The following is a 24,051-nucleotide window of genomic DNA, read 5'->3' as shown; positions in this document are numbered from 1 at the left end:
TAACGGAAACAGCGATTCATGATGGTGAATACTTGAACGGTTAAGTCAGGTATTGGATAATCACTCTATTATCAAAAAAGATACATCCACCGAATTTGGATTTACTCCATAATCGAGCGAGTGGATATTTACACGAGTGAGAGAGGTCGTCGTGAGCGAAGTAAATGTACCATTATCCTTTTCTGACGCAGCAGCAACACGCGTAAAAGCGCTTATCGCTGAAGAAGAAAATCCAGCACTAAAACTACGAGTTTACATCACGGGCGGTGGCTGCAGCGGTTTCCAATATGGTTTTACGTTCGATGAGAGCGTGAACGAAGGCGATACTGAAATTGAAAACAGTGGCGTTACTTTGGTTGTTGATCCAATGAGCCTGCAATACCTAATGGGTGGTATGGTTGATTACACAGAAGGCCTTGAAGGCGCTCGCTTCTTTGTAAACAACCCGAATGCAACAACAACTTGTGGGTGTGGTGCTTCATTTAGTGTTTAATATGAATGCATGACTTGCAGTTAGATCATTGATCTAACTGCATAAACTTACGTATTAGGATGTTACGTAAGTAAAATAAAAGGATGTTATATGCCAAGATTACGCGTAGTTGGTTTCGCTGCTCAGCGGCCATGGCTTGTTTCTCTGTTTCTCCTTCTTGTTCTTATCATGTGGCTTGGGCTAGGTAGTCTCAAAGCTGAAGAATCTCTTCCAAAAAACAATCAAGAATCGATACCGCTTGCCAAAGTGGTGTTTCAGACCTTTATCGCCCAAAGTACCGAAAAGAAAATTGACCTTTATGGTCGTACAGCTCCAGACAAAAAGGCTCGGATTGGTGCTGAAATCGCTGGAAAAATTGAGCGCCTTGCTGTGCGTAAAGGCTCATCGATTAAAAAAGGCCAAGTCATTGCCTATATAGATAAAGGTGACCTAAACATTCAACTTCAACGTGCTGAAGCTATGTTGAAGGTTCGTGAGAAAGAGTTCAAAGCGGCGCAATCTTTAAAAAATAAAGGTCTTCAGGGGGAAGTGGCATTTGCCTCGGCTGAAGCATCTTTGGTAGAAGCGAAAGCCATGGTCAGCAATGTAAAAGTGGCTCTGCGTAATACTGAGGTGACTGCGCCATTTACCGGTATTGTTGATCACTTATTTATTGAAACTGGCGATTTTGTGGGGATTGGCGATCCCGTTGCGACTGTACTTGACCTCAATAAACTGGTGATTGAAGCCGATGTCAGTGAAAGGCATATTCAATACTTAACGCCAAATCAAGTGGCAGTAATTCGTTTTATCGATGGTGAAGAGGTAAGCGGTAAGCTGCGTTATATATCTCGTGTGTCGTCGATTTCTACCAATACTTTTCCAATTGAAATCGAAATCAACAACCCAAACCAAAAAATCCCTGCTGGGATCAGTGCGGAGGTTGAGCTTAGCTTGAAAAGCCAGCTTGCGGTAAAGGTTACTCCTGCGATGTTGGCTTTGGATGAAGTGGGCAACCTCGGGGTGAAAACTCTCAAGGACAACAAGGTTAGTTTCGTTCCTATTCAGCTAGTTAAAGCGGAAAAAGATGGGGTTTGGTTATCTGGTTTAGGTGAACAGGTCGACATCATCACCGTGGGCCAAGGCTTTGTTCGCGATGGCGACTCGGTAATAGCGGTGAACCAGTCTCAGCAGTCTGACAAATAGGAGGCAGTATGTATTCAATCATTGATGCAGCGCTGTCTCGTACTCGTACGATGATCAGCTTACTGATATTGATTTTAATTGCCGGAGTCGGTACTTATCTGACCATACCGAAAGAGTCCAGCCCTGATATTACTATCCCAATTATCTATGTTTCGGTAGGGCACCAAGGTATTTCGCCTAGCGACGCGGAGCGTCTTTTAGTGCGCCCAATCGAGCAAGAACTTCGCTCTATTGAAGGTGTAAAAGAGATGACATCGACGGCTGCTGAAGGGCATGCGTCGGTGATGTTGGAGTTTAGTGTCGGAATGGACCTTAGCCGTGCAATGGCCGATGTGCGAGATGCGGTTGATCTGGCAAAACCTAAACTGCCGGCAGACAGTGATGAACCAACGGTGAATGAAGTGACGTTGGCATCGGAAGAGCCTGCTTTATCGGTCGTTTTGTACGGTACTGTGCCAGAAAGAACGATTGTTCAAATTGCTCGCCAGCTGCGCGATAAATTAGAAAGTTACCGCCAAGTATTGGAAGTCGATATTGCTGGTGATCGAGAAGACATTGTTGAGATCATTGTCGATCCTTTATTGATGGAGAGCTATGGCCTTGATCAGGGAGATATCTACAACCTGATCGCACTAAATAATCGAGTCGTCGCGGCGGGTTTTGTCGATACAGGCTATGGCCGGTTCTCGGTCAAAGTTCCTTCGGTTTTTGACTCGCTCAAAGATGTACTTGAATTGCCCGTCAAAGTGGATGGCAAGCAAGTGATTACCTTTGGGGATGTCGCAACGGTGCGTCGTGCATTTCGCGATCCAGATAGCTTTGCTCGTTTAGATGGTAAATCAGCAGTGGTGCTGGATGTTAAAAAGCGTGCTGGCGAAAACATCATTGAAACCGTGGAGTTGGTTAAAGCGGTATTGGCGGAGGCGCAAAAACGCCCTGAATGGCCAAATAATCTTCTAGTTAAATACACTTATGATCAGTCGAAAGACGTTAAGATCATGCTCAATGACCTGCAAAACAATATCTTGTCAGCAATTATTTTGGTGGTCATTGTCATTATCGCCATCTTAGGCGTACGAACAGCTTTGCTGGTCGGCATTTCTATCCCAGGCTCGTTCTTAACTGGTTTGCTTGTTCTGTCTCTATTTGGCTTAACCGTCAATATCGTAGTGTTGTTCTCACTGATTATGGCGGTAGGTATGCTGGTAGATGGAGCAATTGTAGTAACAGAGTTTGCCGACAGGCGAATGCAAGAAGGTACTCCACGCCGACAAGCGTATAGAGACGCTGCGAAACGCATGGCATGGCCTATTACAGCGTCGACAGCAACGACACTGGCCGCATTTGCTCCGCTGTTATTCTGGCCGGATATTACCGGCGAATTTATGAAGTATCTGCCCCTGACGCTGATAGCAACCCTGAGTGCTTCTTTGGTCATGGCACTACTGTTTGTTCCGGTATTGGGCGGGATGATTGGTAAGCCACAGAATGTTACTCCTCAAAGTCGCGCGCAAATGGTGGCTCTGCATGATGGGGATTTTGACAAGGCGACGGGCCTGACCAAGCTGTACTATCAGACCTTATCGGTTGCGATTAAACACCCGCTCAAAATACTGTTAGGGGCAATTTTGCTTGCTGTGGGCGTTGGCTTTACCTACGCAAAGGCAGGGTTAGGGGCTGAGTTCTTCCCTGAGGTAGACCCACCGTTCTTCACTGTAAAAGTTCGCTCCTACGGTGACCTTTCGATTAATGAAAAAGACGTCATTATGAGTGACATCGAACAGGTGATGCTCGGCCATGATGAGTTTGAAAGTGTTTATACCCGTACGGGGGGCGACGATGAAATTGGCCAAATTCAAATTACACCGGTCGATTGGCAGTACCGCCGTAAAGTAAAAGAGATCATCGAGGAATTAAAGCAGGAAACCAACAAGTTTGCTGGGGTTGAAATTGAGTATAAGTTCCCAGATGCAGGCCCTCCGGTCGAGCATGATTTAGTGATAGAGATGTCTGCTCGCGTACCGGAACAGCTGGATTCAGCGTCTAAAATGGTGCGACATTGGGCGGATAATAACCCCGCCTTTACCAACATCAGTGACACTTCGAGCAAAGAGGGGATCGATTGGCAGATTGATATTCGTCGTGATGATGCTTCTCGTTTTGCTGCCGATGCTACTTTGGTCGGAAACACGGTTCAGTTCGTAACCAATGGCTTAAAAATTGGTGATTACCTGCCTGATGATGCTAATGAAGAAGTGGATATTTTGGTCCGCTATCCTGAAGACAAACGTGATATAGGCCGATTTGATCAGCTTAGAGTTAAAACGCCGGCGGGCTTAGTACCAATAACCAATTTTGCCCGAATCACTCCCGATCATAAGCAAGATACGATCAAGCGTATTGATGGTCACCGAGTGATTAACATTAAGGCTGATATGGAAGAAGGTTATAACTTAGCCTTAGAATTGCCAAAGATTGAGCAAGCTTTGTCTGAGCTGGGCTTACCTTCAGGAGTTGAGTTTAAAATCCGTGGTCAAAATGAAGAGCAGCAAAACTCATCTGCATTCTTGCAAAATGCTTTCATTGTTGCTTTGGCGGTCATGGCGCTTATCCTCATTACTCAGTTCAATAGCTTCTATCAAGCTTTCTTAATATTGAGTGCGGTACTGTTCTCTACTGTTGGCGTTTTCGCTGGCTTATTAGTGTTCCAAAAACCGTTTGGCATAGTGATGTCTGGTATTGGCGTGATTGCGTTAGCGGGGATTGTCGTAAATAACAATATTGTATTGATCGACACGTATAACCAGCTGCTCAAGCGAGGATTAGATCGTCGTGAGGCTATTCTTCGAACTGGTGTTCAGCGTCTGAGGCCGGTACTACTGACAACAGTGACCACTATTTTGGGTCTAATGCCAATGGTATTGGAAATGAACATCGATTTGATTAACCAAAAAATCGAGTTTGGGGCACCAAGTACACAGTGGTGGTCTCAATTGGCAACGGCTGTTGCTGGCGGGCTTGCATTTGCGACCGTACTGACGTTAGTGCTGACACCATGTTTACTGATGCTGACTAAACGACATAAGCTCGAAGAGAACAATGGCGAAGCTATTGAAACCAGTTAGGTCGAAGAGCAGAAAAAAGCCCACGATGAGAATCGTGGGCTTTTTCGTATATGAGGGCTAGTTACGAGCGTAAAGTAATTCGCCGTAGCGCTCTAGCTTGGCTAAGCGTATTTTTGCGTTAGCAATGAAGGTGGCCTTAGCTTTACCTGTTAGTGATTTCGACTGAGGTAGTTTGACCGTGCGAGCATTTTTATGTACTCCGTTAACTAGGAATTCATAATGCAAGTGAGGGCCCGTTACACGGCCTGTGCCTCCCAATGTACCGATGGTTTGTCCTTGCTTAACTCGTTGACCTGTTTTCACCATGCGGCGCTGTAAGTGCAGGTACTTGGTCACGTAGGTATTACTGTGTCTGATAAAGACATAGTTACCGTTAAATTGGTTATAACTCGACTTTTGAACCACACCATCACCCGCAGCCCAAATAGGGGTGCCAACAGGGGCAGCGTAGTCAGTCCCTCGATGCGCACGAATTTTACCTGTTACTGGGTGCCTACGGCGTGGATTGAAGTTTGATGTTACACGACGAAAATCAACCGGAGAGCGCAAGAAAGCCTTTTTCATCGCTCGGCCATTTTCATCAAAATAGTTGCCCGTATTGTCATCAAGAATTGCGGTAAAGGTATCACCTTGGTTAACGAAGGTAGCAGCGATAATTTTGCCCCGCCCAATCACTTCACCCTCAACGACTTGTTCTTGGTACAACATCTTAAATTGATCGCCGCTGCGTATGTCCAAAGCAAAGTCGATATCCCAACCAAAGATCCCAGCCAGTTCCATAATTTGGTTAGCCGTTAAACCAGCGTTGACACCAGCATTCCAGAAGTTAGATGTAATCTCTGCTTCGGCGTAGTTGTACTGAAAAAACAGCTCTTTTTTATCCAGCTTGGAGCTAAACCCTTTGGCTGTCTTAGACACGACAAAGGTTTCGAATGCGCTCAACTTACGTTTTAGCTGGATTAAATCGTCATTTTCATCAAAACCGAATTCCAACACATCACCTGGGCGCAGACGCGTCAGTTGGCGTTCGATGTCGTTATTTGTGCTGGTGAGTTGATAAAGCAATCGAGAAGAAAGCCCAAGGCGCTGGAACAAAATCGCAGCACTTTCACCAGAGCCAACGGTATGCTTTTCCCAGCGCAATGCAGCCGTTGGAGAAATAGAGGTTCCGGGTGACAAAGCTTCTGCATTAATGGTTAAAGGGTAATGGCGCCCAACTTCGAAGCGTTTTTTGTCTGGTCGAAGATCTTTGGGGTCGGGTAGGAAAAACAGTGCAATGACAATTATCGCACTGAAAAAGGCGATAAATGCTCTGTGGACCCAAGGCAGTCGGGCGAAAATAGACAACATCTTAAACTTCGTTCTGAAAATATTAATAAAATAGCTAACTGTTTAGTCTAACTGGTTTCAAAAAACATCGCTATTCAAGTAAGATGGACCATTATCATATTTTTGCCAAATCTGTGGGAGTGAACAAGAATGGCGAGCATTGAAGCAGCACTGGCTGAAATTAAGCGCGGTGTAGACGAGCTAATTCCTGAAGAAGAACTGATTGCTAAGCTGAAAGAGGGACGTCCTCTTCGCATCAAACTAGGTGCCGATCCAACAGCACCAGATATTCACCTAGGTCATACGGTTATCTTGAACAAGCTACGTGCTTTCCAAGAGCTAGGCCATGATGTGACTTTCCTAATCGGTGATTTCACCGGTATGGTTGGTGACCCAACAGGTAAGAACACTACTCGTCCACCACTGACTCGTGAAGACGTTTTGCGTAATGCTGAAACGTATAAAGAGCAAGTGTTCAAAATTCTTGATCCAGCAAAAACAAAGATTCAATTCAACTCTGAGTGGCTTTCTGAGCTTGGCGCAGAAGGTATGATTCGTCTTGCTGCAAACCAAACTGTTGCTCGTATGCTTGAACGTGATGACTTTAAAAAGCGTTACACAGGCGGCCAGCCAATTGCTATCCATGAGTTTATGTATCCACTCCTACAAGGTTATGACTCAGTAGCAATGGAAACAGACGTAGAGCTTGGTGGTACGGATCAGAAATTCAACCTACTAATGGGGCGTGAATTGCAAAAAGCTCACGGTCAGAAACCTCAGGTTGTACTTACTATGCCTCTTCTTGTTGGTCTTGATGGCGAGAAGAAGATGTCTAAGTCTGCACACAACTACATTGGTGTGAGCGAAGCACCGAGCGAAATGTTCGGTAAGATCATGTCTATTTCTGATGATCTTATGTGGAGCTACTACGAGCTGTTATCTTTCCGTCCGCTAGAAGAGATCGCAGAGCTTAAAGCTGGTGTTGAAGCGGGTAAGAACCCACGTGACGTGAAAGTTGCGCTAGCGAAAGAGATCATCGCTCGCTTCCACTCTGAAGCCGATGCAGATGCTGCTGAACAAGAGTTCGTTAACCGTTTTGCGAAGAACCAGATCCCAGACGAAATGCCTGAATTTGAGTTTGATGCAGGTCTACCGGTGAGTAATCTTCTAAAAGAAGCAGGCCTATGCTCTTCTACTTCAGAAGCGATGCGTATGGTTAAGCAAGGCGCAGCTAAGATTGAAGGTGAGAAAGTCGCTGACTCGAAGTTTACTCCTGAAGCCGGCACATATGTATTCCAAGTGGGTAAACGTAAGTTTGCTCGAATTACGATTAAGTAATTTAAATATAAAAAGAAAAAGCGCCGTTATGGCGCTTTTTTTTCGCTTGTTTTAAAGCGAAGGATAAACCAAGTTTCGAATAAAAGTAGGGCTGCGATGGCATATTGCCAATGAGAGCCATAGGCGATGAAATAAAATACGCTGCCCATTGATAGCCAAATGAGCACCAAAGATTGTATTTTCTCTCTTCGTGTTAATCCGTCATTATTTTTAAGCCGTGTTGCAATTGGGCCAAGTCTTGGATGCTCTAATAGCCAAAGCTGAAACTTTGGTGATCCACAGCCGAAGCAGTATAGAGCGAGTAGAATAAAGGGAACGGTTGGAAGCAGCGGTACTGTAATACCAATAGACCCAAGAATGACACAGGTCCACCCAACGCACATATAGCCTTTACGTTTTATTTCTTGTCGTGTTCTTTTTGTATTCATAATGTGGGGTGTTATCTCTAGCCAAACAGAGAGTGACTACTCAAGTATTGGCTAGCATTACTCGAATTGGCAAATTATTAACAAAACTAAACACATTTTAGCTGTTCTAACTTGGCGCTTTTGTTAGAATACGCGCGCTGCTATTTGAGCAGTGTTTTTGGAGATAACTATGAACAATACCGACCATCCCCCTAGTATGAAGGGAGAAAAATAATCCGCTTCGGTATTGGCGATCTCCGCTCCTACCATTGCGGTAGGGCATCTTCTTTAGTTTTCCCTTTCTATTCTTTTTCTCCTTTAAAATTCTAGATTTTGACAGCAAGGCTACGTAGTGATTACGTAAGTTTTTGGTACGTTATTGTGTCTATTTCTTGCTGTTTGATGGTCGTTACCTTTGCCAATCGGGAGATTCGCCATGACGGTAATGAGCAATAACTACATTGAAAATACGCCTCACTTTTCTCAAGAAGAGATCGGTGCGGCGCGTAATGCATTTTTGCAATACGAACACGAAAAACAAATTCAACTTCTGACAGTCATGCCAATTGAAGAGGCGGTGGCAATCTTGCACCACTGCTCGGTGGGTTATGTGCAGCAATTGATCAGTCACTTGGAAAGTGAAGGCCATGACAAGCGCGCTCGTCACTATGCGCACCAGCTAGGTTTGATTCACTCGGAAGTAGAAACAGCGCAGGGCTATCTTACGACCAGTGTTATTGAACACGTTAAACAGAGAATTGGTTGGATCATAGCGCTAGCGTTATTGGGGATTGTTTCTGGACTGATCATCGCTCAGTACGAAGACACCCTCAGCCAGTTGGTTTTGCTAGCTGTATACATGCCTGTAATTGCAGCAGCTGGGGGGAATACGGGGACTCAGGCAGCAACGCTTGTAATTCGAGCGCTTGCTACCGGGGAACTGAAAAAACGGCAATGGATGCTGGTGTTATGGAAAGAGAGCCGAGTAGCAATCTGCTTAGCGTTTGCGATCGCCGTTGTGATGGTGGCGCGCATTCTAATGTTTAGCGATTCAAGCTCCGCTAGTGGTTTTGATATTGATACGATTGCGCTGGCGATTGCGGTGGCACTGTTCATTCAAGTAACAATTTCAACCACACTTGGGGGAGTGCTACCTATACTGGCTCGTGCATGCAAATTGGACCCAGCAGTACTTGTGAGTCCAGTGCTCGCATCTATTGTCGATATATCGGGTATGTGGATCTATTTTACAGTAGTGAATTACTTCTTAGGCTTAGCCTGACTAAACTGAACCACATCTTGGTAGAACAAGGTTTCAAATTGAGTAATAGGAGCGATGACCGCAGGGCCGTCGCTCTTTTTGATTGGGTAGTAGTCAGTAACAAATTGAACAAACAGAGACTGTGGTTGGCCATTTTTATCTAACCCGTAACCAGCCATGTTATAGCTACCGTATAGCGATCCACTTTTGGCAATGATTTGGCCTTTAATTGGCGCCTTGCGCATGCTGCGTCGGTATTGCAAAGTGCCAGATTCACCTGATGTTGGCATCAGTTTAATCAAGCCAAGTTCCTCATCATGTTGCCAGATATAGCGCAGTACATGAGCCATGTCTTGAGGCGTTAAGCGGTTATTACGTGATAGCCCTGAACCATCAGCCATTTGGCTATGTTCAAGATTGATTGCTGTATTGGAGAAGATGATCTGTTTGATCGCTTCTGTGCCATTGCTAAAACTTCCCGCTTGAATATAAAAATGTGCACCAAGCGTTTTGGTTAGATTATCGGCAATCAAGTTATCCGATTTTTTCAACATCGTCTCAAGTAGTTGAGGAAGTTTAGGTGAGTAATGGGTAGCTAAAACTTGATTATCTGAAGATTCTGGTGAACCAACCTTTACTTCCCCCTTTAAAACAATATCAAGTTTGTTCAATAACTTATACACCATACGCGTGCTGTATTGTGCAGGGTCTTGTACCGCGAATTTGAGCGGCAGCGGCTTGCTACGTTCTCTTAGGCAACCATTAAGCTGGTAGTGGTTATTTGGTGACGTCAGTAGCTCTAAATCACATTGAGTGCTCTCTTGCTCGGTTTCGGTAACGGTACGAGCTTGAGTGGACACATGAATTGGGTACTGTTCTGGCACGTATACCCGGGTATGACCGTCTGTTTGAGTATAAATAGACGCTTGTACGCAGTTTTCGTCCAACGTGATCGCGCTGGCTGGTGCACTGTAACACACACCTAAAATGTCCCAAGGCCAGCCCACACCTCTGTCGTAGCCAGTGAACTGGCTGTTATCAAGCCATAAATCCCCATCAATATGACTCATGCCTTTCTGTTTGGCTTGCGACAATAGCAGCTCTAAATCTTTAGTTTTCAGAGTAGGGTCACCATTAAAGCGTATTACTAAATCTTTGCCGGCTGCTTCTATAGAGGTCTCAAACTGAAACTCATCACCCAGCTCTAATTTTGCCGCAAGTGCAGTGACCAGTTTTAGTGTGCTGGCAGGTGGAAACAGCTGCTGAGAAAGCTCGGGTTGTTGCTCTGGCTGCGGGGATGACAGGCTTTCTAGGATCAGGCTACTTCTAGTTCCAGTTGGCAGAGTATCTAAAGGTGAATAGGCGAAAGTTACACTAGAAAATAGCGCTGCCAGAGAAACAAGAAGCTTGTGCATAGAAGAATCCGTAAGGGGAGCGGCAAGGCGATGCGAGCTCATTATGAAACAGTGAACTCAGTATAAAGAGCGAAGCTCAATCGGGCTAGTCAGCAATGTATTTTATTGCAGAAAACAAAAAGGCCTAGCAATCGCTAGACCTTTAGTCATCAAGTTACGAACTGAGGTTCGTCAACTGATTAGAAAGAGTATTTTAGACCTAGACGTAGCGTGTCTTCTGCGTCTTTAGCACCGAAGTCATCTTTATCTAGGTTATTTAGCATGTATGCAACGTATGCGTTGATGTTCTTGTTGAACGCGTAATCACCAGTGATTTCGAAGAAATCGCTTTGGTTTACTGTTTGGCCAACTACATCGTACTCAGTTTTTTGGTAAGCACCCATTAGAGTGAAGCCGTTACCGAAGCCGTAAGTTGCTGCGAATTCCATACCGTTGAAGTCAGAGCTAGATTTGTCATCTGTTTCACCAGTAGTGTAAGTACCTGCTAGGTATAGAGAATCAAGTGTGTAGTTAACACCTGCAATGATTGCGTTGCCAGTACCTGCGTTCTCGCCGTTATCACCAGCAGAGTAACCAAGACCGAAGCCTAGACCCATAGGTAGAGTGTAGATACCAGAGATACCGTAACCGTTAGTGTCTTTGTCTTCACCTGCGATGAAACTTGCTTTTACAGAAAGCGCATCGAAGTCGCCAGTGTAAAGAATAGTGTTGTTAACTTGCTCGTTACCCGCAGCAATAAACTCTTTCTGTGCACCAGTAAACGTAGTTACGTCAGACATTTGTGAGATTTGTACTGCAGCAGTATCTTGACGACCAAAAGATACTGCGCCGAAGTTACCTTGTAGGCCCGCAAACATGTAGCGTTGTGTAAAGTCAGTTTCAGCATCGTTGCCGCTCGAAGAAACAACACCTTGCTCAGCTTCGTAGAAACCAAAACCGCTAAGTGAATCGTTGATTTGAGTTGTACCACCGATGTTTAGACGGAAACGGCTGTTGTTAGCCATTGTGCCATCGATCTCTTCGCCGCCGTTACCGATGAAGTCACCACGGAATTCCGCACGACCGCCGACGTTTAGTTCTGTGCCGTCTTGGCTGTATACGTTCGCTGCGCTTGCACCAGTTGATACTGCTGCAGCTGCCACTGCTAGAGCGATCAGAGTTTTGTTGTTCATTTTATAAGTCCTAATTTACTGTCCATAAATAGTTTTGCGAGGGATATCTCCTTTGCAGGCGCTATCCTCTTCTCATCACACGAATTAATCAAGTTTCATATGTAAGATTTATGTCAGAACTATGATTTATAAGACTAATTTCGGTGATGTTAGCCATTCAATTTCTACCGTAAAGTTCACTAATGAGTTAGTAAAATGATATAAATCAGACTTATGAACAGTGTTTTATTGGATGGGTAAAAATATCAAGTGTTTGATTTTAAATGGCTTGTATTCATTGTTGATAATGGAGGTAATAGCGCAAGGTTTATCTTTTTTTAGGTGAAATATGTTTCTTATCGTACTTGTGCTCCTAGGGTACTGTTTGCTTTGTAGTCAGAGGCGGTTTTTAGGTCGGAATATTTTGAATTAAGATCACGTGAGATTAATTTGAGTGATTTAGACGCCAACATTGTTTACACTAAACCAAATCGATAAGCGAATAAGCTACCTAATCTGAGTATTGGGTGGTTTTGTATTGTCCAAATCGTTCCAATATTGAAAGTGGAACGTTGGCATAGAGGTATAAAATGGAAAAAGTTCCAATGACTGTTCGTGGCGCACAACTGTTGCGTGATGAATTAGACCGACTACTAAAACTTCGCCCACAAATCTCAGAAGCTATTGCTGAAGCGCGTGAACTGGGTGACTTAAAAGAGAATGCGGAATATCACGCAGCGCGTGAAGAGCAAGGTATTTGTGAAGCGCAAATCCGTGATATCGAATACAAGCTTTCTGTAGCTCAGATCATCGACGTTAGCCAAATGGAAAACTCAGGTAAAGTTATCTTCGGTACTACCGTGACCCTGATCGATGTCGATACTGATGAAGAAAAAACTTACCAAATCGTTGGCGACGATGAAGCTGACATTAAATCTGGCCGTATTTCGGTGAGCTCACCAATTGCACGTGGCTTGATCGGAAAAATGGAAGGTGACGAAGTCGTTATTTCTACCCCTGGTGGTGACAAAGACTTTGAAATCGACAAAGTAGAGTACAAGTAATCGAAAGCAGGCTGCTAAATCAGCTATTCGAATTTGTTAGAAATTAAAAAGGTCGCTATTGCGACCTTTTTTACCATTTGGAAAGCGAAAGCTTACTTGCGTGGAAGCTCGATCTTACGTTGCTCAGACTGGCGGTATAGCACCAGTACTTTTCCGATGGTTTGCACTTTCTCTGCTTTAGTTTCACGAACAATAGCATCAATAATCAATAGCTTAGTGTCGCGATCTTCAGATGCGACTTTGATTTTGATTAGCTCATGGTGATCGAGTGCGATTTCGATTTCCGCTAGAACAGCTTCAGTTAGTCCATTTGCGCCCATAAGCACTACAGGTTTTAAACTGTGCGCTAGGCCTTTTAGATGCTGCTTTTGTTTGGTGCTTAGGTTCATTACGCGGCCAATTTTATTTACTATTAGGGTTGAAAAATACCATTTTAACGCCATCTATCTCGGAAGACTATATTTTCTACCATACTTTATCGGGTAGAGGCGTTTTAGTTAGGAATCGAATGAGTAAACAGAAACACTCGGCCAGCTCTGGACGCTGGTTGAAAGAACATTTTGATGATAAATACGCGAATGAAGCGAGAAAGAAAGGTTATCGTTCACGTGCTTATTTCAAAATGGAAGAAATCCAAAGTAAAGACAAACTGTTAGCTCCAGGAATGACAGTTGTCGATTTGGGAGCTGCGCCAGGGGGATGGTCTCAATATGCTGCTAAAGTAATAGGGGAAAGCGGACAAATCATCGCGTGTGATTTACTGCCGATGGACCCGATTGCTGGAGTCAGTTTCTTGCAAGGGGATTTTCGTGAAGAATCGGTTCTTGATGCATTACTTGAGCGAATCCAACCAAACATGGTCGATGTTGTGATGTCAGACATGGCGCCTAACATTGCAGGTAACTCTTCGGTAGACCAACCTCGTGCTATGTACTTGGTTGAACTAGCATTAGATATGTGTCGACAAGTTCTGGCACCTAATGGTAGCTTTGTGGTTAAAGTTTTCCAAGGTGAAGGCTTCGACCAATATGTCAAAGAAGTACGTGACATGTTTAAAGTCGTGAAAATTAGAAAACCAGACTCCTCAAGGGCTCGCTCAAGAGAAGTTTTCATTGTAGCCTCTGGTTACAAAGGCTAACTATTTTGCTGTAAATAGCAAAAGTTAACACTATAGCTACAGGTTACAAACTGTAGTACCCTACCTTTAATTACAATTAGTTATCGCGAGGCTTACACCTTGAGTGACATGGCAAAAAATTTAATTCTGTGGCTTGTTATCGCTGTAGTTTTGATGTCAGTTTTCCAGAGCTTTGGCCCTGGAGAAAACAACGGCAGAGCAGTTGATTACACCACGTTTGTACAGGAAGTTGGCAACGGCCAGATTCAAGAAGCAACGTTTAAAGGTGAGGAGATCACTTTTATCCGTCGTGGCGGTGGCGCCAAGGCAGTCACTTACATGCCTGTTTATGATCAGAAGCTACTTGATGATCTGATCAACCAGAATGTAAAAGTTCAAGGTACACCACCTGAAGAGCAAAGCCTGCTTGGCACTATCTTCATTTCGTGGTTCCCAATGATCTTACTGATCGGTGTGTGGATTTTCTTCATGCGTCAGATGCAAGGCGGTGGCGGTAAAGGCGCTATGTCTTTCGGTAAGAGCAAAGCTCGTATGATGAGCGAAGAACAAATCAAAACCACGTTTGCAGATGTAGCGGGTTGTGATGAAGCTAAAGAAGATGTGAAAGAGCTGGTGGATTACTTACGTGACCCTAGCCGTTTCCAAAAGCTTGGCGGTAAGATCCCAACTGGTGTTCTTATGGTTGGTCCTCCTGGTACTGGTAAAACGTTACTTGCTAAGGCGATCGCTGGTGAAGCAAAAGTACCATTTTTCACAATCTCGGGTTCTGACTTCGTAGAAATGTTTGTAGGTGTTGGTGCATCTCGTGTACGTGACATGTTCGAACAAGCGAAAAAAGCAGCGCCTTGTATCATCTTTATCGATGAGATTGATGCAGTAGGTCGTCAGCGTGGTGCTGGTGTTGGTGGTGGTCACGACGAACGTGAGCAAACCCTTAACCAAATGCTCGTTGAAATGGATGGTTTTGAAGGTAATGAAGGTATTATCGTTATCGCTGCAACTAACCGTCCAGATGTACTTGACCCTGCTCTATTGCGTCCGGGCCGTTTTGACCGCCAAGTTGTTGTTGGTCTACCAGATGTGCGTGGTCGTGAACAGATTCTTAAAGTACACATGCGCAAAGTGCCTCTTGCAGGTGATGTAGAGCCTTCTCTAATTGCTCGTGGTACTCCAGGCTTCTCTGGTGCTGATCTTGCAAACTTAGTAAACGAAGCCGCACTATTTGCTGCTCGTGGCAACAAGCGCAACGTTTCTATGGTTGAGTTCGAACTGGCGAAAGACAAGATCATGATGGGTGCGGAACGTCGCTCTATGGTTATGTCTGAAGAGACCAAAGAATCGACGGCGTATCATGAAGCGGGTCACGCGATTGTTGGTCGTTTGGTGCCTGAGCATGATCCAGTGTATAAAGTGTCTATCATTCCACGTGGCCGTGCGCTAGGTGTGACTATGTACTTGCCAGAGCAAGACCGTGTGAGTATGTCTCGCCAACACCTTGAATCTATGGTTTCAAGCCTTTACGGCGGCCGTTTAGCTGAAGAGCTTATCTACGGTGCTGATAAAGTGTCGACTGGTGCATCTAACGATATTGAACGTGCAACTGATATTGCGCGTAAGATGGTTACTCAGTGGGGCTTCTCTGAAAAACTTGGTCCTCTTTTGTATGCAGAAGAAGAAGGTGAAGTATTCCTAGGCCGTAGCGTGACTCAGACTAAACATATGTCTGATGACACAGCTAAGCTGATTGATGACGAAGTCCGTAAGATCATTGACCGCAACTACGACCGTGCTAAGCAGATCCTTGAAGATAACATGGATATCATGCACGCGATGAAAGATGCGTTAATGAAGTACGAAACCATCGATGCTGGTCAGATTGATGACTTGATGGAACGTAAAACGGACATTCGTGAGCCAGCTGGTTGGGGAGAACAATCTCAACCGAAAGCGGAAGAAGCGAAGCCGGAATCTGATTCTGAAGAATCGAAACAGTCCGACGAGAAAAAAGCGGAGCCTAAAGCTGAGCAAGCTGAACAAAAGGCAGAAGTAAGCTCTGAAGAAGCAGCGGACAAGAAAGACGCTGAGTAAACGCTAGCTTAACCAATAAAACCCCGAGGCGACTCGGGGTTTTTGTGTTTTGGTTTAGGGGAAGAACCATGATTATCGAATCCAACAAAAAACAATTAGACCTATCTCACCCACATGTCATGGGTATTTTGAATGTTACGCCTGATTCATTTTCTGATGGTGGCAAATATAACTCACTTGAGAACGCACTCACTCAAGCAGAGAATATGATAGAAGCTGGCGTTAGTATCATTGACATTGGTGGTGAATCGACTCGCCCAGGCGCACCTGATGTTAGCCTTGAGGAAGAGCTACAGCGTGTCGTACCCATCATTAAAGCAATTCGAGAAAAGCATGATGTTTGGATCTCTATTGATACCAGTAAAGCGGAAGTAATGCGCCAAGCTATTGAAGCTGGTGCCGATATCATCAATGATGTACGTGCTTTGCAAGAGCCAGGTGCATTGCAAGTCGCTGCTGATACTGGTGTACCTGTGTGTTTAATGCATATGCAGGGGCAACCAAAAACCATGCAGTCCAACCCTGAATATCAAGACATCATGAATGATATTGCAGTGTTCCTTGAGGATAGGGTAGCGGCATGTGAAAGTGTAGGAATCAAGAAAAGTCAGTTGATCCTCGACCCTGGGTTTGGTTTTGGTAAAACACTTGAGCATAACTATCATTTACTCGCGCATTTTGAAAAATTCCATCAATTAGGCTTTCCGCTGTTAGCTGGTATGTCACGTAAATCAATGATTTTTAAGTTGCTCGATAAGGCTCCTGCTGAATGTATGGTGGCGAGTGTTACCTGCGCTACCATTGCTGCGATGAAAGGCGCACAAATTATTCGTGTTCACGACGTAGAAGAAACGTTGGAAGCGATGAAAATAATACAAACAACTCAGAATAACCTTTAACGCAGGGCTGAAGTTCTCGCTAAATAAGAAGGAAATACATTATGTCTGATAAAAGACGTTATTTTGGTACAGATGGTGTACGAGGCAAAGTAGGCCAATATCCAATTACACCAGATTTTGTACTTAAGCTTGGTTGGGCTGCTGGGCGAGTATTAGCTAAGCAGGGGACGAAGAAAGTTATTATTGGTAAAGACACCCGCATCTCAGGTTACATGCTGGAGTCTGCGCTGGAAGCTGGACTCGCAGCAGCGGGCCTAAAAGCGACATTTACTGGGCCTATGCCAACACCTGCAGTGGCATATCTAACACAAACTTTCCGTGCTGAAGCGGGAATTGTGATTTCTGCATCTCATAACCCTTACTACGATAATGGCATCAAATTCTTTTCTTCAGAGGGTACTAAGCTGCCAGATGATATCGAGCTAGCGATTGAGGCTGAACTAGATAAAGACATCGAGTGTGTCGAGTCAGCTTTGCTTGGTAAAGCAACTCGCTTAAATGATGCCGCTGGTCGTTATATTGAATTCTGTAAAAGTACTTTTCCTTCCGAGCTGAGCCTTGCAGGTCTGAAAATCGTCGTGGATTGTGCACACGGTGCAACTTACCATATTGCACCTGCTGTATTCAGTGAATTGGGTGCGGAAGTGATTGCGATGGGCGTCGAACCTAATGGCACCAACATTAATGATCAAGTCGGTGCTACCGATGTAAAAGCGTTACAGCAAAGAGTAGTTGAAGAAAAAGCGCACTTAGGCTTAGCCTTCGACGGTGATGGTGACCGAATCATTATGGTGGATGAGTTAGGCAATAAAGTCGACGGTGACCAAATCGCTTATATCATCGCGCGTGATGCACTACGTCGTGGTGAACTGAAAGGTGGTGTTGTCGGTACATTAATGACCAATCTAGGTATGGAAAATGGACTTAAGCAATTAGGAATTCCATTTGTCCGTGCTGCTGTTGGTGATCGTTACGTGATGGAGCAGCTTCTAGCAAAAGGCTGGAAGATTGGCGCTGAAAACTCAGGTCACGTCATTTTGCTAGATAAAGTGACTACAGGTGATGCTATTGTGGCGGCGCTGCAAGTTCTTGCTTCAGTAGTAGGCAGCGACATGACACTGAATGAGTTGTCTCAAGGTATGACACTTTACCCTCAGGTGTTAGAAAATGTTCGTTTCAGTGGCGATTCTAATCCACTAGAAGCCGACGCGGTAAAAGCATCGGTAACCGAAGTTGAAGCTGTGCTGGGAGAGAAGGGGCGCGTTCTGCTGCGCAAGTCTGGTACTGAACCACTACTGCGCGTGATGGTAGAAGGTGAAGACGCTGAACTGGTACAATCATCCGCAACCAAAATTGCTGATGCAGTTAGAGCTAATTGTTAAGCTTTTTCGCTGTAATTGCGCTTGAGAGCCCTACCGGGCTCTTTTCGTTTGCTTATAGAGGGTGATTTGCACTTTTGCCCCTTTTTTGACCGTTTGGTTGTGAAGTTGGTGTTTTTTATTAAATTCCGCTTGTCAGAGTAACTGGCTTTCGCTAGTATTGCTCGGCCTTCAGTTAGGAGGTCGCTAGCCTTGTTCTTAAGATTTGCCTCGGCAAAGAAGCAGAACGGCGCTGGCTCAACAATTTGGAACATAGGTGGAAATTATGTTTACAGTTCTACTTGTGATTTACCTGTTGGCAGCGCTTGGTGTAATTGGCCTTGTGTTGATTCAACAAGGTAAAGGCGCAGATATGGGAGCCTCATTCGGTGCTGGCGCTTCAAACACTGTTTTTGGTGCGAGTGGCTCAGGAAACTTCCTAACCCGAATGACTGCAATTTTTGCAACTGTATTTTTCATCCTTAGCTTAGTGTTAGGTAATATGTCTACGCATAAAACCGAGTCACAGTGGGTAGACCCTTCTCAAGGTCAAATTATCCAGCAAGCTGATGATGCGAGTGAAATTCCTGCCCCAACGGGTGATGAAATTCCTCAATAAGCTATTTTCTATAGCGATTAAATAGATTTAGCTGCCGAGATGGTGAAATTGGTAGACACGCTAGCATGAGGTGCTAGTGCCTTAGGTGTGAGGGTTCGAGTCCCTCTCTCGGCACCATTATTTACAAACTTGTAAATCACCTTGTTGAGCGTATAATGCTCACAAGTCGGACGCGGGGTGGAGCAGCTTGGTAGCTCGTCGGGCTCATAACCCGAAGGTCGTCGGTTCAAATCCGGCCCCCGCAACCAAATCCTTACAGGATTCGTGGACAAGTTTGCACAGTGACTCTTCACTGTGAGTTAAGCATCATTGGGTGTTTAACATATAAGGGTCCAGCAACAAAAAACCCCGACTATCGGGGTTTTTTGTTATCTGAATTTTTCATTTGAAAGGTTTAGGTGTTTGCTTGGAATTTAAATTGGGCTCTATGCCCTTTTTTTGTTTCTGGAGTGGTTTAAATGACTGGTTTAGAAAGACAACTTACTGAAATGCTTGATGCGCCTGTAGCAGCATCTGGCTACGAGTTAGTTGGATTAGAATTTATTCGTGCAGGCGAGCATTCAACGCTACGTATCTACATCGACCATGAAAATGGCATTAACGTTGATGATTGTGCAGAAGTGAGTCATCAAGTGAGTGCAGTAATGGATGTAGAAGATCCAATCTCTGTGGCGTACAACTTAGAAGTGTCTTCACCAGGTCTAGAGAGACCACTTTTCAAAGCAGCACACTATGAGCAATTTATTGGTCACGAGGTAAGCATCGTTTTGAAAATGGCTGTGGGCAACCGTCGTAAATGGAAAGGTGATATCCATTCTGTAGACGGTGAAAACATCACAGTAATTGTTGATGGACAAGAAGAAACGTTTGTTCTTAGCAACATTTCAAAGGCTAACCTGATCCCTAAATTTTAATTTTCTAGAGACGCAACTCTAGAGAAAAAAGCTTAAGAGGCTAGATTAAAATGAGTAAAGAAATTTTAGCGGTAGTTGAGGCAGTTTCTAACGAAAAAGCTGTTCCTCGTGAGCGTATTTTTGAGGCGCTTGAAATTGCACTAGCAACCTCAACTAAGAAAAAACACGAAATCGAAATCGATGTTCGTGTTGCTATCGACCGTAAAACTGGTGAGTTCGACACATTCCGTCGTTGGGAAGTGGTTGAAGAAGTTGAGAACCCAACTAAAGAAATTTCTTTAGAAGCGGCACAATACGAAGATGAAACATTGACTGTTGGTGACTTCGTAGAAGACGATATTGATTCAGTAACGTTTGACCGCATTACGACTCAAACGGCTAAGCAAGTTATCGTACAGAAAGTACGTGAAGCTGAGCGCGCACAAATTGTAGAGCAGTTCATCGATAACGAAGGTGAGCTAGTGACAGGTGTGGTTAAGAAAGTTAACCGCGATACGGTTATCCTAGATCTAGGTAACAACGCTGAAGCCGTTATCTTACGTGATGACCAACTTCCACGTGAAAACTTCCGTCCAGGCGACCGCGTACGTGGTTTGCTATACAAAGTTGCACCAGAAGCGCGTGGTTTCCAACTATTCATCACCCGCTCTAAGCCTGAAATGCTGGCTGAGCTATTCCGTGTCGAAGTACCTGAAATTGGTGAAGAGCTAATTGAACTGAAAGGTGCTGCTCGTGATCCTGGTTCTCGCGCGAAAATCGCAGTGAAGACAAACGACCGTCGTATCGACCCTGTTGGTGCGTGTGTTGGTATGCGTGGTGCACGTGTACAAGCGGTTTCTGGTGAACTAGGCGGTGAGCGTATTGATATCGTGCTTTGGGATGATAACCCAGCGCAATTCGTTATTAACGCAATGGCACCAGCAGACGTAGCGTCGATCATCGTTGATGAAGATGCACACTCTATGGATATCGCGGTAGAAGCAGATAACCTAGCACAAGCGATTGGCCGTAGTGGTCAAAACGTACGTCTTGCGTCTCAGCTAACAGGCTGGGAACTGAATGTAATGACAGTTGCTGATCTACAGAAGAAACACCAAGAAGAGTCTCAAGCTTCGATTGAGAACTTCATGAAGCACCTAGATATTGAGCAAGATTTTGCTGAAATGCTAGTTGAAGAAGGTTTCTCTACGCTAGAAGAGGTGGCTTACGTACCAGTAAACGAACTTCTAGAAGTTGACGGCCTAAACGAAGAGCTAGTTGAAGAACTACGTAGCCGCGCGAAAGACGCATTGACTACGCTAGCACTCGCTCAAGAAGAGTCTTTTGAAGGTGTTGAGCCAGCTGACGACCTACTAGGCCTAGAAGGTCTAGAGCGTGAAATGGCATTTAAACTAGCGGCGAAAGGCGTAGCAACACTAGAAGACCTAGCAGACCAAGGCATCGATGAGCTTGAAGGCATCGAAGGTTTAACAGAAGAACGCGCAGGTGAGCTAATCATGGCTGCACGTAACATCTGTTGGTTTGGCGACGAAGAATAATATCAGCAAGGAGGAAGCGGAATGACAGAATTAACGGTAAAAGCTCTAAGTGAAGAGATTGGTACACCAGTTGACCGCTTGATTGAACAACTTGCTGATGCAGGCATGAACAAAGCAAGTAACGACCAAGTTTCAGATGAAGAGAAGCAAAAGCTTCTTACTCACCTGAAAAAGGAGCACGGCGATACGTCGGGCGAATCTGAACCTACACGATTAACACTTCAACGTAAGACTCGTAGCACTCTAAGTGTTGCAGCAGGTGGTGGTAAGAGTAAAGATGTTCAAGTAGAAGTGCGTAAGAAGCGCACTTATGTGAAGCGCAGCACTATCGAAGAAGAAGCCAAGCGTGAAGCTGAGGAAGCAGCACAGCGTGAAGCGGAAGAGTTAGCAAAACGCGAAGCGGAAGAGCTAGCGAAACGTGAAGCTGCAGAGAAAGCACAGCGCGAAGCCGATGAAAAAGCGAAACGAGAAGCGGATGCAAAACGTGACGCTGAAGAAAAGGCTAAACGCGCACAAGCTGAAAAGGCTAAGAAAGAAATGAATGCGAAAAATGCAGACGTTAACGAACAAGCGAAAAAAGAAGCTGATGAGTTAAAACGTCGTCAGGAAGAAGAAGCGCAGCGTAAAGCTGAACAAGAAGCTGCAAAGCTTGTTGAAGAAGCACGTAAACTTGCTGAAGAAAACGAAGCTCGCTGGAGTGAAGAAGAGAAGAAGAAGAAAGAGTTAGAAAACTCTGACTACCATGTAACGACTTCTACTTACGCTCGCGAAGCTGAAGACGCAGCAGACCGCAAAGAAGAAGGCGGTCGTCGCAAGAAGAAGAAAGCAGGCAACAAGTCTAACGACCAAGAGCGCGGTGGTCGTAACCAACGTGGTAAAGGTCGCAACAAAGGTAAGCTTGCTAAACCAACTTCAATGCAACATGGCTTTGATAAGACAGCGACTGTTGCTAAGTCTGATGTTGTTATCGGCGAAACGATCGTTGTTTCTGAGCTAGCAAGCAAGATGTCTGTGAAAGGCACTGAAGTCATCAAAGTAATGATGAAAATGGGTGCAATGGCGACAATCAACCAGGTTATCGACCAAGAGACTGCACAGCTTGTTGCTGAAGAAATGGGCCACAAAGTTATCCTACGTAAAGAGAACGAGCTTGAAGAAGCTGTACTATCTGATCGTGATAACAGTGCTGAATCAGTGCCTCGCGCACCAGTTGTTACTATCATGGGCCACGTTGACCATGGTAAAACGTCGACTCTTGACTACATCCGTAAAGCGCACGTTGCTTCAGGCGAAGCGGGTGGTATTACTCAGCACATTGGTGCATACCACGTAGAAACTGAAAACGGTATGATCACTTTCCTTGATACTCCTGGACACGCGGCGTTTACAGCTATGCGTGCTCGTGGTGCTCAAGCGACAGATATCGTTGTTCTTGTAGTTGCTGCAGACGATGGCGTAATGCCACAAACAATTGAAGCGATCCAACACGCGAAAGCGGCTGGTGTTCCTCTGATTGTTGCTGTGAACAAGATCGATAAAGAAGACGCAAACCCAGATAACGTTAAGAACGAGCTTGCTCAATACGACGTTATTCCTGAGGAGTGGGGCGGTGAGAACATGTTCGTTCACATCTCTGCGAAACAGGGTACAAACATCGATGGCCTACTAGAAACTATTCTTCTGCAATCAGAAGTACTAGAGCTTACAGCTGTAGAAGAAGGTATGGCATCGGGTGTTGTCGTTGAATCGCGTCTAGATAAAGGTCGCGGTCCTGTTGCAACTGTTCTAGTTCAGTCTGGTACGCTAAACAAAGGTGATATCCTTCTTTGTGGTCAAGAGTACGGCCGTGTTCGTGCTATGCGCGACGAAAATGGTCAAGAGATCTTTACTGCAGGTCCTTCGATTCCTGTGGAAATCATCGGTCTTTCTGGTGTTCCAGCGTCTGGTGATGAAGCAACAGTAGTTCGCGATGAGCGTAAAGCTCGTGAAGTTGCTAACTACCGTCAAGGTAAATTCCGCGATGTTAAACTTGCTCGTCAGCAAAAAGCTAAGCTTGAGAACATGTTCTCGAACATGGCTGCTGGTGAAGTCGCTGAGCTTAACGTTGTTCTTAAAGCTGACGTACAGGGCTCTGTTGAAGCAATCGCAGACTCACTACTTAAGCTTTCGACTGACGAAGTTAAAGTGAACATCGTTGGTTCTGGTGTAGGTGGTATTACAGAAACTGATGCAGTACTTGCAGCAGCGTCTAACGCTATCATCCTAGGCTTCAACGTTCGTGCAGATGCAACAGCTCGCCGTGCAGTTGAAACTGAGAACCTAGATCTTCGTTACTACTCAATCATTTACCAATTGATTGATGAAGTGAAACAAGCAATGGGCGGTATGCTTGCTCCTGAGTTCAAGCAAGAAATCATTGGCCTTGCTGAAGTACGTGATGTATTTAAGTCACCAAAACTTGGCGCAATCGCAGGTTGTATGGTTACTGAGGGTACAATCAAGCGTAATAACCCTATTCGCGTTCTACGTGATAACGTTGTTATCTACGAAGGCGAACTAGAGTCACTACGTCGCTTTAAAGACGACGTTCAAGAAGTTAAGAATGGCTACGAGTGTGGTATCGGCGTTAAGAACTACAACGATGTTCGCGTTGGTGACCAAATCGAAGTCTTCGAGATTGTTGAAGTTAAACGTACTCTAGACTAATTGACTAAAATGACCGGCATAAG

The 24,051-nt window shown here is 44.8% G+C and carries 19 protein-coding genes and 2 tRNA genes; 16 read left to right on the top strand and 5 right to left on the bottom strand.

Annotation, left to right across the window (positions count from 1 at the left end; translation table 11 throughout):
- Window positions 1–151 precede the first annotated feature (151 nt).
- The 3 genes from erpA (at window position 152) to ACXABW_RS12460 (ending at window position 4,803) form a co-directional block, all read left to right on the top strand.
- Window positions 152–493 carry an iron-sulfur cluster insertion protein ErpA gene (gene erpA, locus ACXABW_RS12470; protein WP_252028147.1) on the top strand — a complete coding sequence of 114 codons (342 nt, stop codon included), beginning with the start codon at window positions 152–154 and terminating at the stop codon, window positions 491–493.
- A 90-nt stretch (window positions 494–583) separates the two neighbouring features.
- Window positions 584–1,678 (top strand): efflux RND transporter periplasmic adaptor subunit, encoded by a 1,095-nt coding sequence (locus tag ACXABW_RS12465; RefSeq protein ID WP_252028145.1) that lies wholly within the window; start codon window positions 584–586, stop codon window positions 1,676–1,678.
- A gap of 8 nt (window positions 1,679–1,686) precedes the next feature.
- Complete coding sequence (locus ACXABW_RS12460) at window positions 1,687–4,803, top strand: efflux RND transporter permease subunit (RefSeq protein ID WP_457522973.1); 3,117 nt, start codon at window positions 1,687–1,689, stop codon at window positions 4,801–4,803.
- A 57-nt stretch (window positions 4,804–4,860) separates the two neighbouring features.
- On the opposite strand, the gene ACXABW_RS12455 is transcribed toward ACXABW_RS12460, so the two are convergent.
- A complete protein-coding gene (locus ACXABW_RS12455; protein ID WP_252028141.1) occupies window positions 4,861–6,153 on the bottom strand; it encodes a peptidoglycan DD-metalloendopeptidase family protein in 1,293 nt (430 codons plus the stop codon).
- 129 nt (window positions 6,154–6,282) lie between these two features.
- Here ACXABW_RS12455 and tyrS point away from each other — a divergent pair, with 129 nt between their 5' ends.
- Window positions 6,283–7,470, top strand: coding sequence for a tyrosine--tRNA ligase (gene tyrS, locus ACXABW_RS12450; protein WP_252028139.1), 1,188 nt, complete (start codon window positions 6,283–6,285; stop codon window positions 7,468–7,470).
- Window positions 7,471–7,496: 26 nt separating this feature from the next.
- Here the strand turns inward: tyrS and ACXABW_RS12445 are convergent, their stop codons facing one another.
- Complete coding sequence (locus ACXABW_RS12445; protein ID WP_252028138.1) at window positions 7,497–7,898, bottom strand: YbaN family protein; 402 nt, start codon at window positions 7,896–7,898, stop codon at window positions 7,497–7,499.
- Window positions 7,899–8,313: 415 nt separating this feature from the next.
- On the opposite strand from ACXABW_RS12445, the gene ACXABW_RS12440 reads away from it, so the two are divergent.
- On the top strand, window positions 8,314–9,159 hold the full coding sequence (locus ACXABW_RS12440) for a magnesium transporter (protein ID WP_457522972.1): 846 nt from the start codon (window positions 8,314–8,316) through the stop codon (window positions 9,157–9,159).
- Here the strand turns inward: ACXABW_RS12440 and dacB are convergent.
- The gene (gene dacB / locus ACXABW_RS12435) at window positions 9,138–10,553 is read right to left on the bottom strand and encodes a serine-type D-Ala-D-Ala carboxypeptidase (protein WP_457522971.1); all 1,416 of its coding nucleotides are present in this window, start codon (window positions 10,551–10,553) and stop codon (window positions 9,138–9,140) included. The genes ACXABW_RS12440 and dacB overlap by 22 nt on opposite strands.
- 179 nt (window positions 10,554–10,732) lie before the next feature.
- Entirely contained in the window at window positions 10,733–11,725 is a 993-nt protein-coding gene (locus ACXABW_RS12430) for a porin (protein ID WP_457522970.1), read from the bottom strand.
- A gap of 569 nt (window positions 11,726–12,294) precedes the next feature.
- On the opposite strand from ACXABW_RS12430, the gene greA reads away from it, so the two are divergent.
- Window positions 12,295–12,768 carry a transcription elongation factor GreA gene (gene greA, locus ACXABW_RS12425; protein WP_252028130.1) on the top strand — a complete coding sequence of 158 codons (474 nt, stop codon included), beginning with the start codon at window positions 12,295–12,297 and terminating at the stop codon, window positions 12,766–12,768.
- Window positions 12,769–12,860: 92 nt separating this feature from the next.
- Here greA and yhbY read toward each other — a convergent pair whose 3' ends face one another.
- On the bottom strand, window positions 12,861–13,157 hold the full coding sequence (yhbY, locus tag ACXABW_RS12420; protein WP_457522969.1) for a ribosome assembly RNA-binding protein YhbY: 297 nt from the start codon (window positions 13,155–13,157) through the stop codon (window positions 12,861–12,863).
- A gap of 119 nt (window positions 13,158–13,276) precedes the next feature.
- On the opposite strand from yhbY, the gene rlmE reads away from it, so the two are divergent.
- The 10 genes from rlmE to infB all read left to right on the top strand — a co-directional run bounded on the left by rlmE (window position 13,277) and on the right by infB (window position 24,028).
- Window positions 13,277–13,906 (top strand): 23S rRNA (uridine(2552)-2'-O)-methyltransferase RlmE, encoded by a 630-nt coding sequence (gene rlmE / locus ACXABW_RS12415; protein ID WP_252028126.1) that lies wholly within the window; start codon window positions 13,277–13,279, stop codon window positions 13,904–13,906.
- Between the two features lie 108 nt (window positions 13,907–14,014).
- Window positions 14,015–15,994, top strand: coding sequence for an ATP-dependent zinc metalloprotease FtsH (gene ftsH / locus ACXABW_RS12410; RefSeq protein ID WP_457522968.1), 1,980 nt, complete (start codon window positions 14,015–14,017; stop codon window positions 15,992–15,994).
- Between the two features lie 68 nt (window positions 15,995–16,062).
- A complete protein-coding gene (gene folP / locus ACXABW_RS12405; protein ID WP_457522967.1) occupies window positions 16,063–16,893 on the top strand; it encodes a dihydropteroate synthase in 831 nt (276 codons plus the stop codon).
- 41 nt (window positions 16,894–16,934) lie between these two features.
- Window positions 16,935–18,275 (top strand): phosphoglucosamine mutase, encoded by a 1,341-nt coding sequence (glmM, locus tag ACXABW_RS12400; RefSeq protein ID WP_457522966.1) that lies wholly within the window; start codon window positions 16,935–16,937, stop codon window positions 18,273–18,275.
- A gap of 262 nt (window positions 18,276–18,537) precedes the next feature.
- Entirely contained in the window at window positions 18,538–18,870 is a 333-nt protein-coding gene (gene secG / locus ACXABW_RS12395) for a preprotein translocase subunit SecG (protein ID WP_252028118.1), read from the top strand.
- 33 nt (window positions 18,871–18,903) lie between these two features.
- Window positions 18,904–18,987: transfer RNA gene (locus tag ACXABW_RS12390), tRNA-Leu, on the top strand.
- A 54-nt stretch (window positions 18,988–19,041) separates the two neighbouring features.
- Window positions 19,042–19,118: transfer RNA gene (locus tag ACXABW_RS12385), tRNA-Met, on the top strand.
- Window positions 19,119–19,328: 210 nt separating this feature from the next.
- Window positions 19,329–19,784, top strand: coding sequence for a ribosome maturation factor RimP (rimP, locus tag ACXABW_RS12380; RefSeq protein ID WP_457522965.1), 456 nt, complete (start codon window positions 19,329–19,331; stop codon window positions 19,782–19,784).
- A gap of 50 nt (window positions 19,785–19,834) precedes the next feature.
- A complete protein-coding gene (gene nusA / locus ACXABW_RS12375) occupies window positions 19,835–21,322 on the top strand; it encodes a transcription termination factor NusA (RefSeq protein ID WP_252028114.1) in 1,488 nt (495 codons plus the stop codon).
- A gap of 21 nt (window positions 21,323–21,343) precedes the next feature.
- Window positions 21,344–24,028: a translation initiation factor IF-2 gene (infB, locus tag ACXABW_RS12370; protein WP_457522962.1), complete on the top strand. Its 2,685-nt coding sequence runs from the start codon at window positions 21,344–21,346 to the stop codon at window positions 24,026–24,028.
- The last annotated feature ends 23 nt before the right edge of the window (window positions 24,029–24,051 follow it).

The sequence above is a fragment of the Vibrio paucivorans genome (assembly GCF_054053395.1).
This window is presented reverse-complemented; position numbering and strand designations above follow the sequence as displayed.

Excerpts from the sequence above, each read along its gene's own strand:
- glmM (WP_457522966.1), top strand. The coding sequence starts at position 16,935 with ATGTCTGATAAAAGACGTTATTTTGGTACAGATGGTGTACGAGGCAAA.
- infB (WP_457522962.1), top strand. The coding sequence starts at position 21,344 with ATGACAGAATTAACGGTAAAAGCTCTAAGTGAAGAGATTGGTACACCA.
- greA (WP_252028130.1), top strand. The coding sequence starts at position 12,295 with ATGGAAAAAGTTCCAATGACTGTTCGTGGCGCACAACTGTTGCGTGAT.
- ACXABW_RS12445 (WP_252028138.1), bottom strand. The coding sequence starts at position 7,898 with ATGAATACAAAAAGAACACGACAAGAAATAAAACGTAAAGGCTATATG.
- rimP (WP_457522965.1), top strand. The coding sequence starts at position 19,329 with ATGACTGGTTTAGAAAGACAACTTACTGAAATGCTTGATGCGCCTGTA.
- ACXABW_RS12465 (WP_252028145.1), top strand. The coding sequence starts at position 584 with ATGCCAAGATTACGCGTAGTTGGTTTCGCTGCTCAGCGGCCATGGCTT.
- ACXABW_RS12430 (WP_457522970.1), bottom strand. The coding sequence starts at position 11,725 with ATGAACAACAAAACTCTGATCGCTCTAGCAGTGGCAGCTGCAGCAGTA.
- dacB (WP_457522971.1), bottom strand. The coding sequence starts at position 10,553 with ATGCACAAGCTTCTTGTTTCTCTGGCAGCGCTATTTTCTAGTGTAACT.
- rlmE (WP_252028126.1), top strand. The coding sequence starts at position 13,277 with ATGAGTAAACAGAAACACTCGGCCAGCTCTGGACGCTGGTTGAAAGAA.
- ftsH (WP_457522968.1), top strand. The coding sequence starts at position 14,015 with ATGGCAAAAAATTTAATTCTGTGGCTTGTTATCGCTGTAGTTTTGATG.
- yhbY (WP_457522969.1), bottom strand. The coding sequence starts at position 13,157 with ATGAACCTAAGCACCAAACAAAAGCAGCATCTAAAAGGCCTAGCGCAC.
- ACXABW_RS12460 (WP_457522973.1), top strand. The coding sequence starts at position 1,687 with ATGTATTCAATCATTGATGCAGCGCTGTCTCGTACTCGTACGATGATC.
- tyrS (WP_252028139.1), top strand. The coding sequence starts at position 6,283 with ATGGCGAGCATTGAAGCAGCACTGGCTGAAATTAAGCGCGGTGTAGAC.
- ACXABW_RS12455 (WP_252028141.1), bottom strand. The coding sequence starts at position 6,153 with ATGTTGTCTATTTTCGCCCGACTGCCTTGGGTCCACAGAGCATTTATC.
- nusA (WP_252028114.1), top strand. The coding sequence starts at position 19,835 with ATGAGTAAAGAAATTTTAGCGGTAGTTGAGGCAGTTTCTAACGAAAAA.
- secG (WP_252028118.1), top strand. The coding sequence starts at position 18,538 with ATGTTTACAGTTCTACTTGTGATTTACCTGTTGGCAGCGCTTGGTGTA.
- folP (WP_457522967.1), top strand. The coding sequence starts at position 16,063 with ATGATTATCGAATCCAACAAAAAACAATTAGACCTATCTCACCCACAT.
- ACXABW_RS12440 (WP_457522972.1), top strand. The coding sequence starts at position 8,314 with ATGACGGTAATGAGCAATAACTACATTGAAAATACGCCTCACTTTTCT.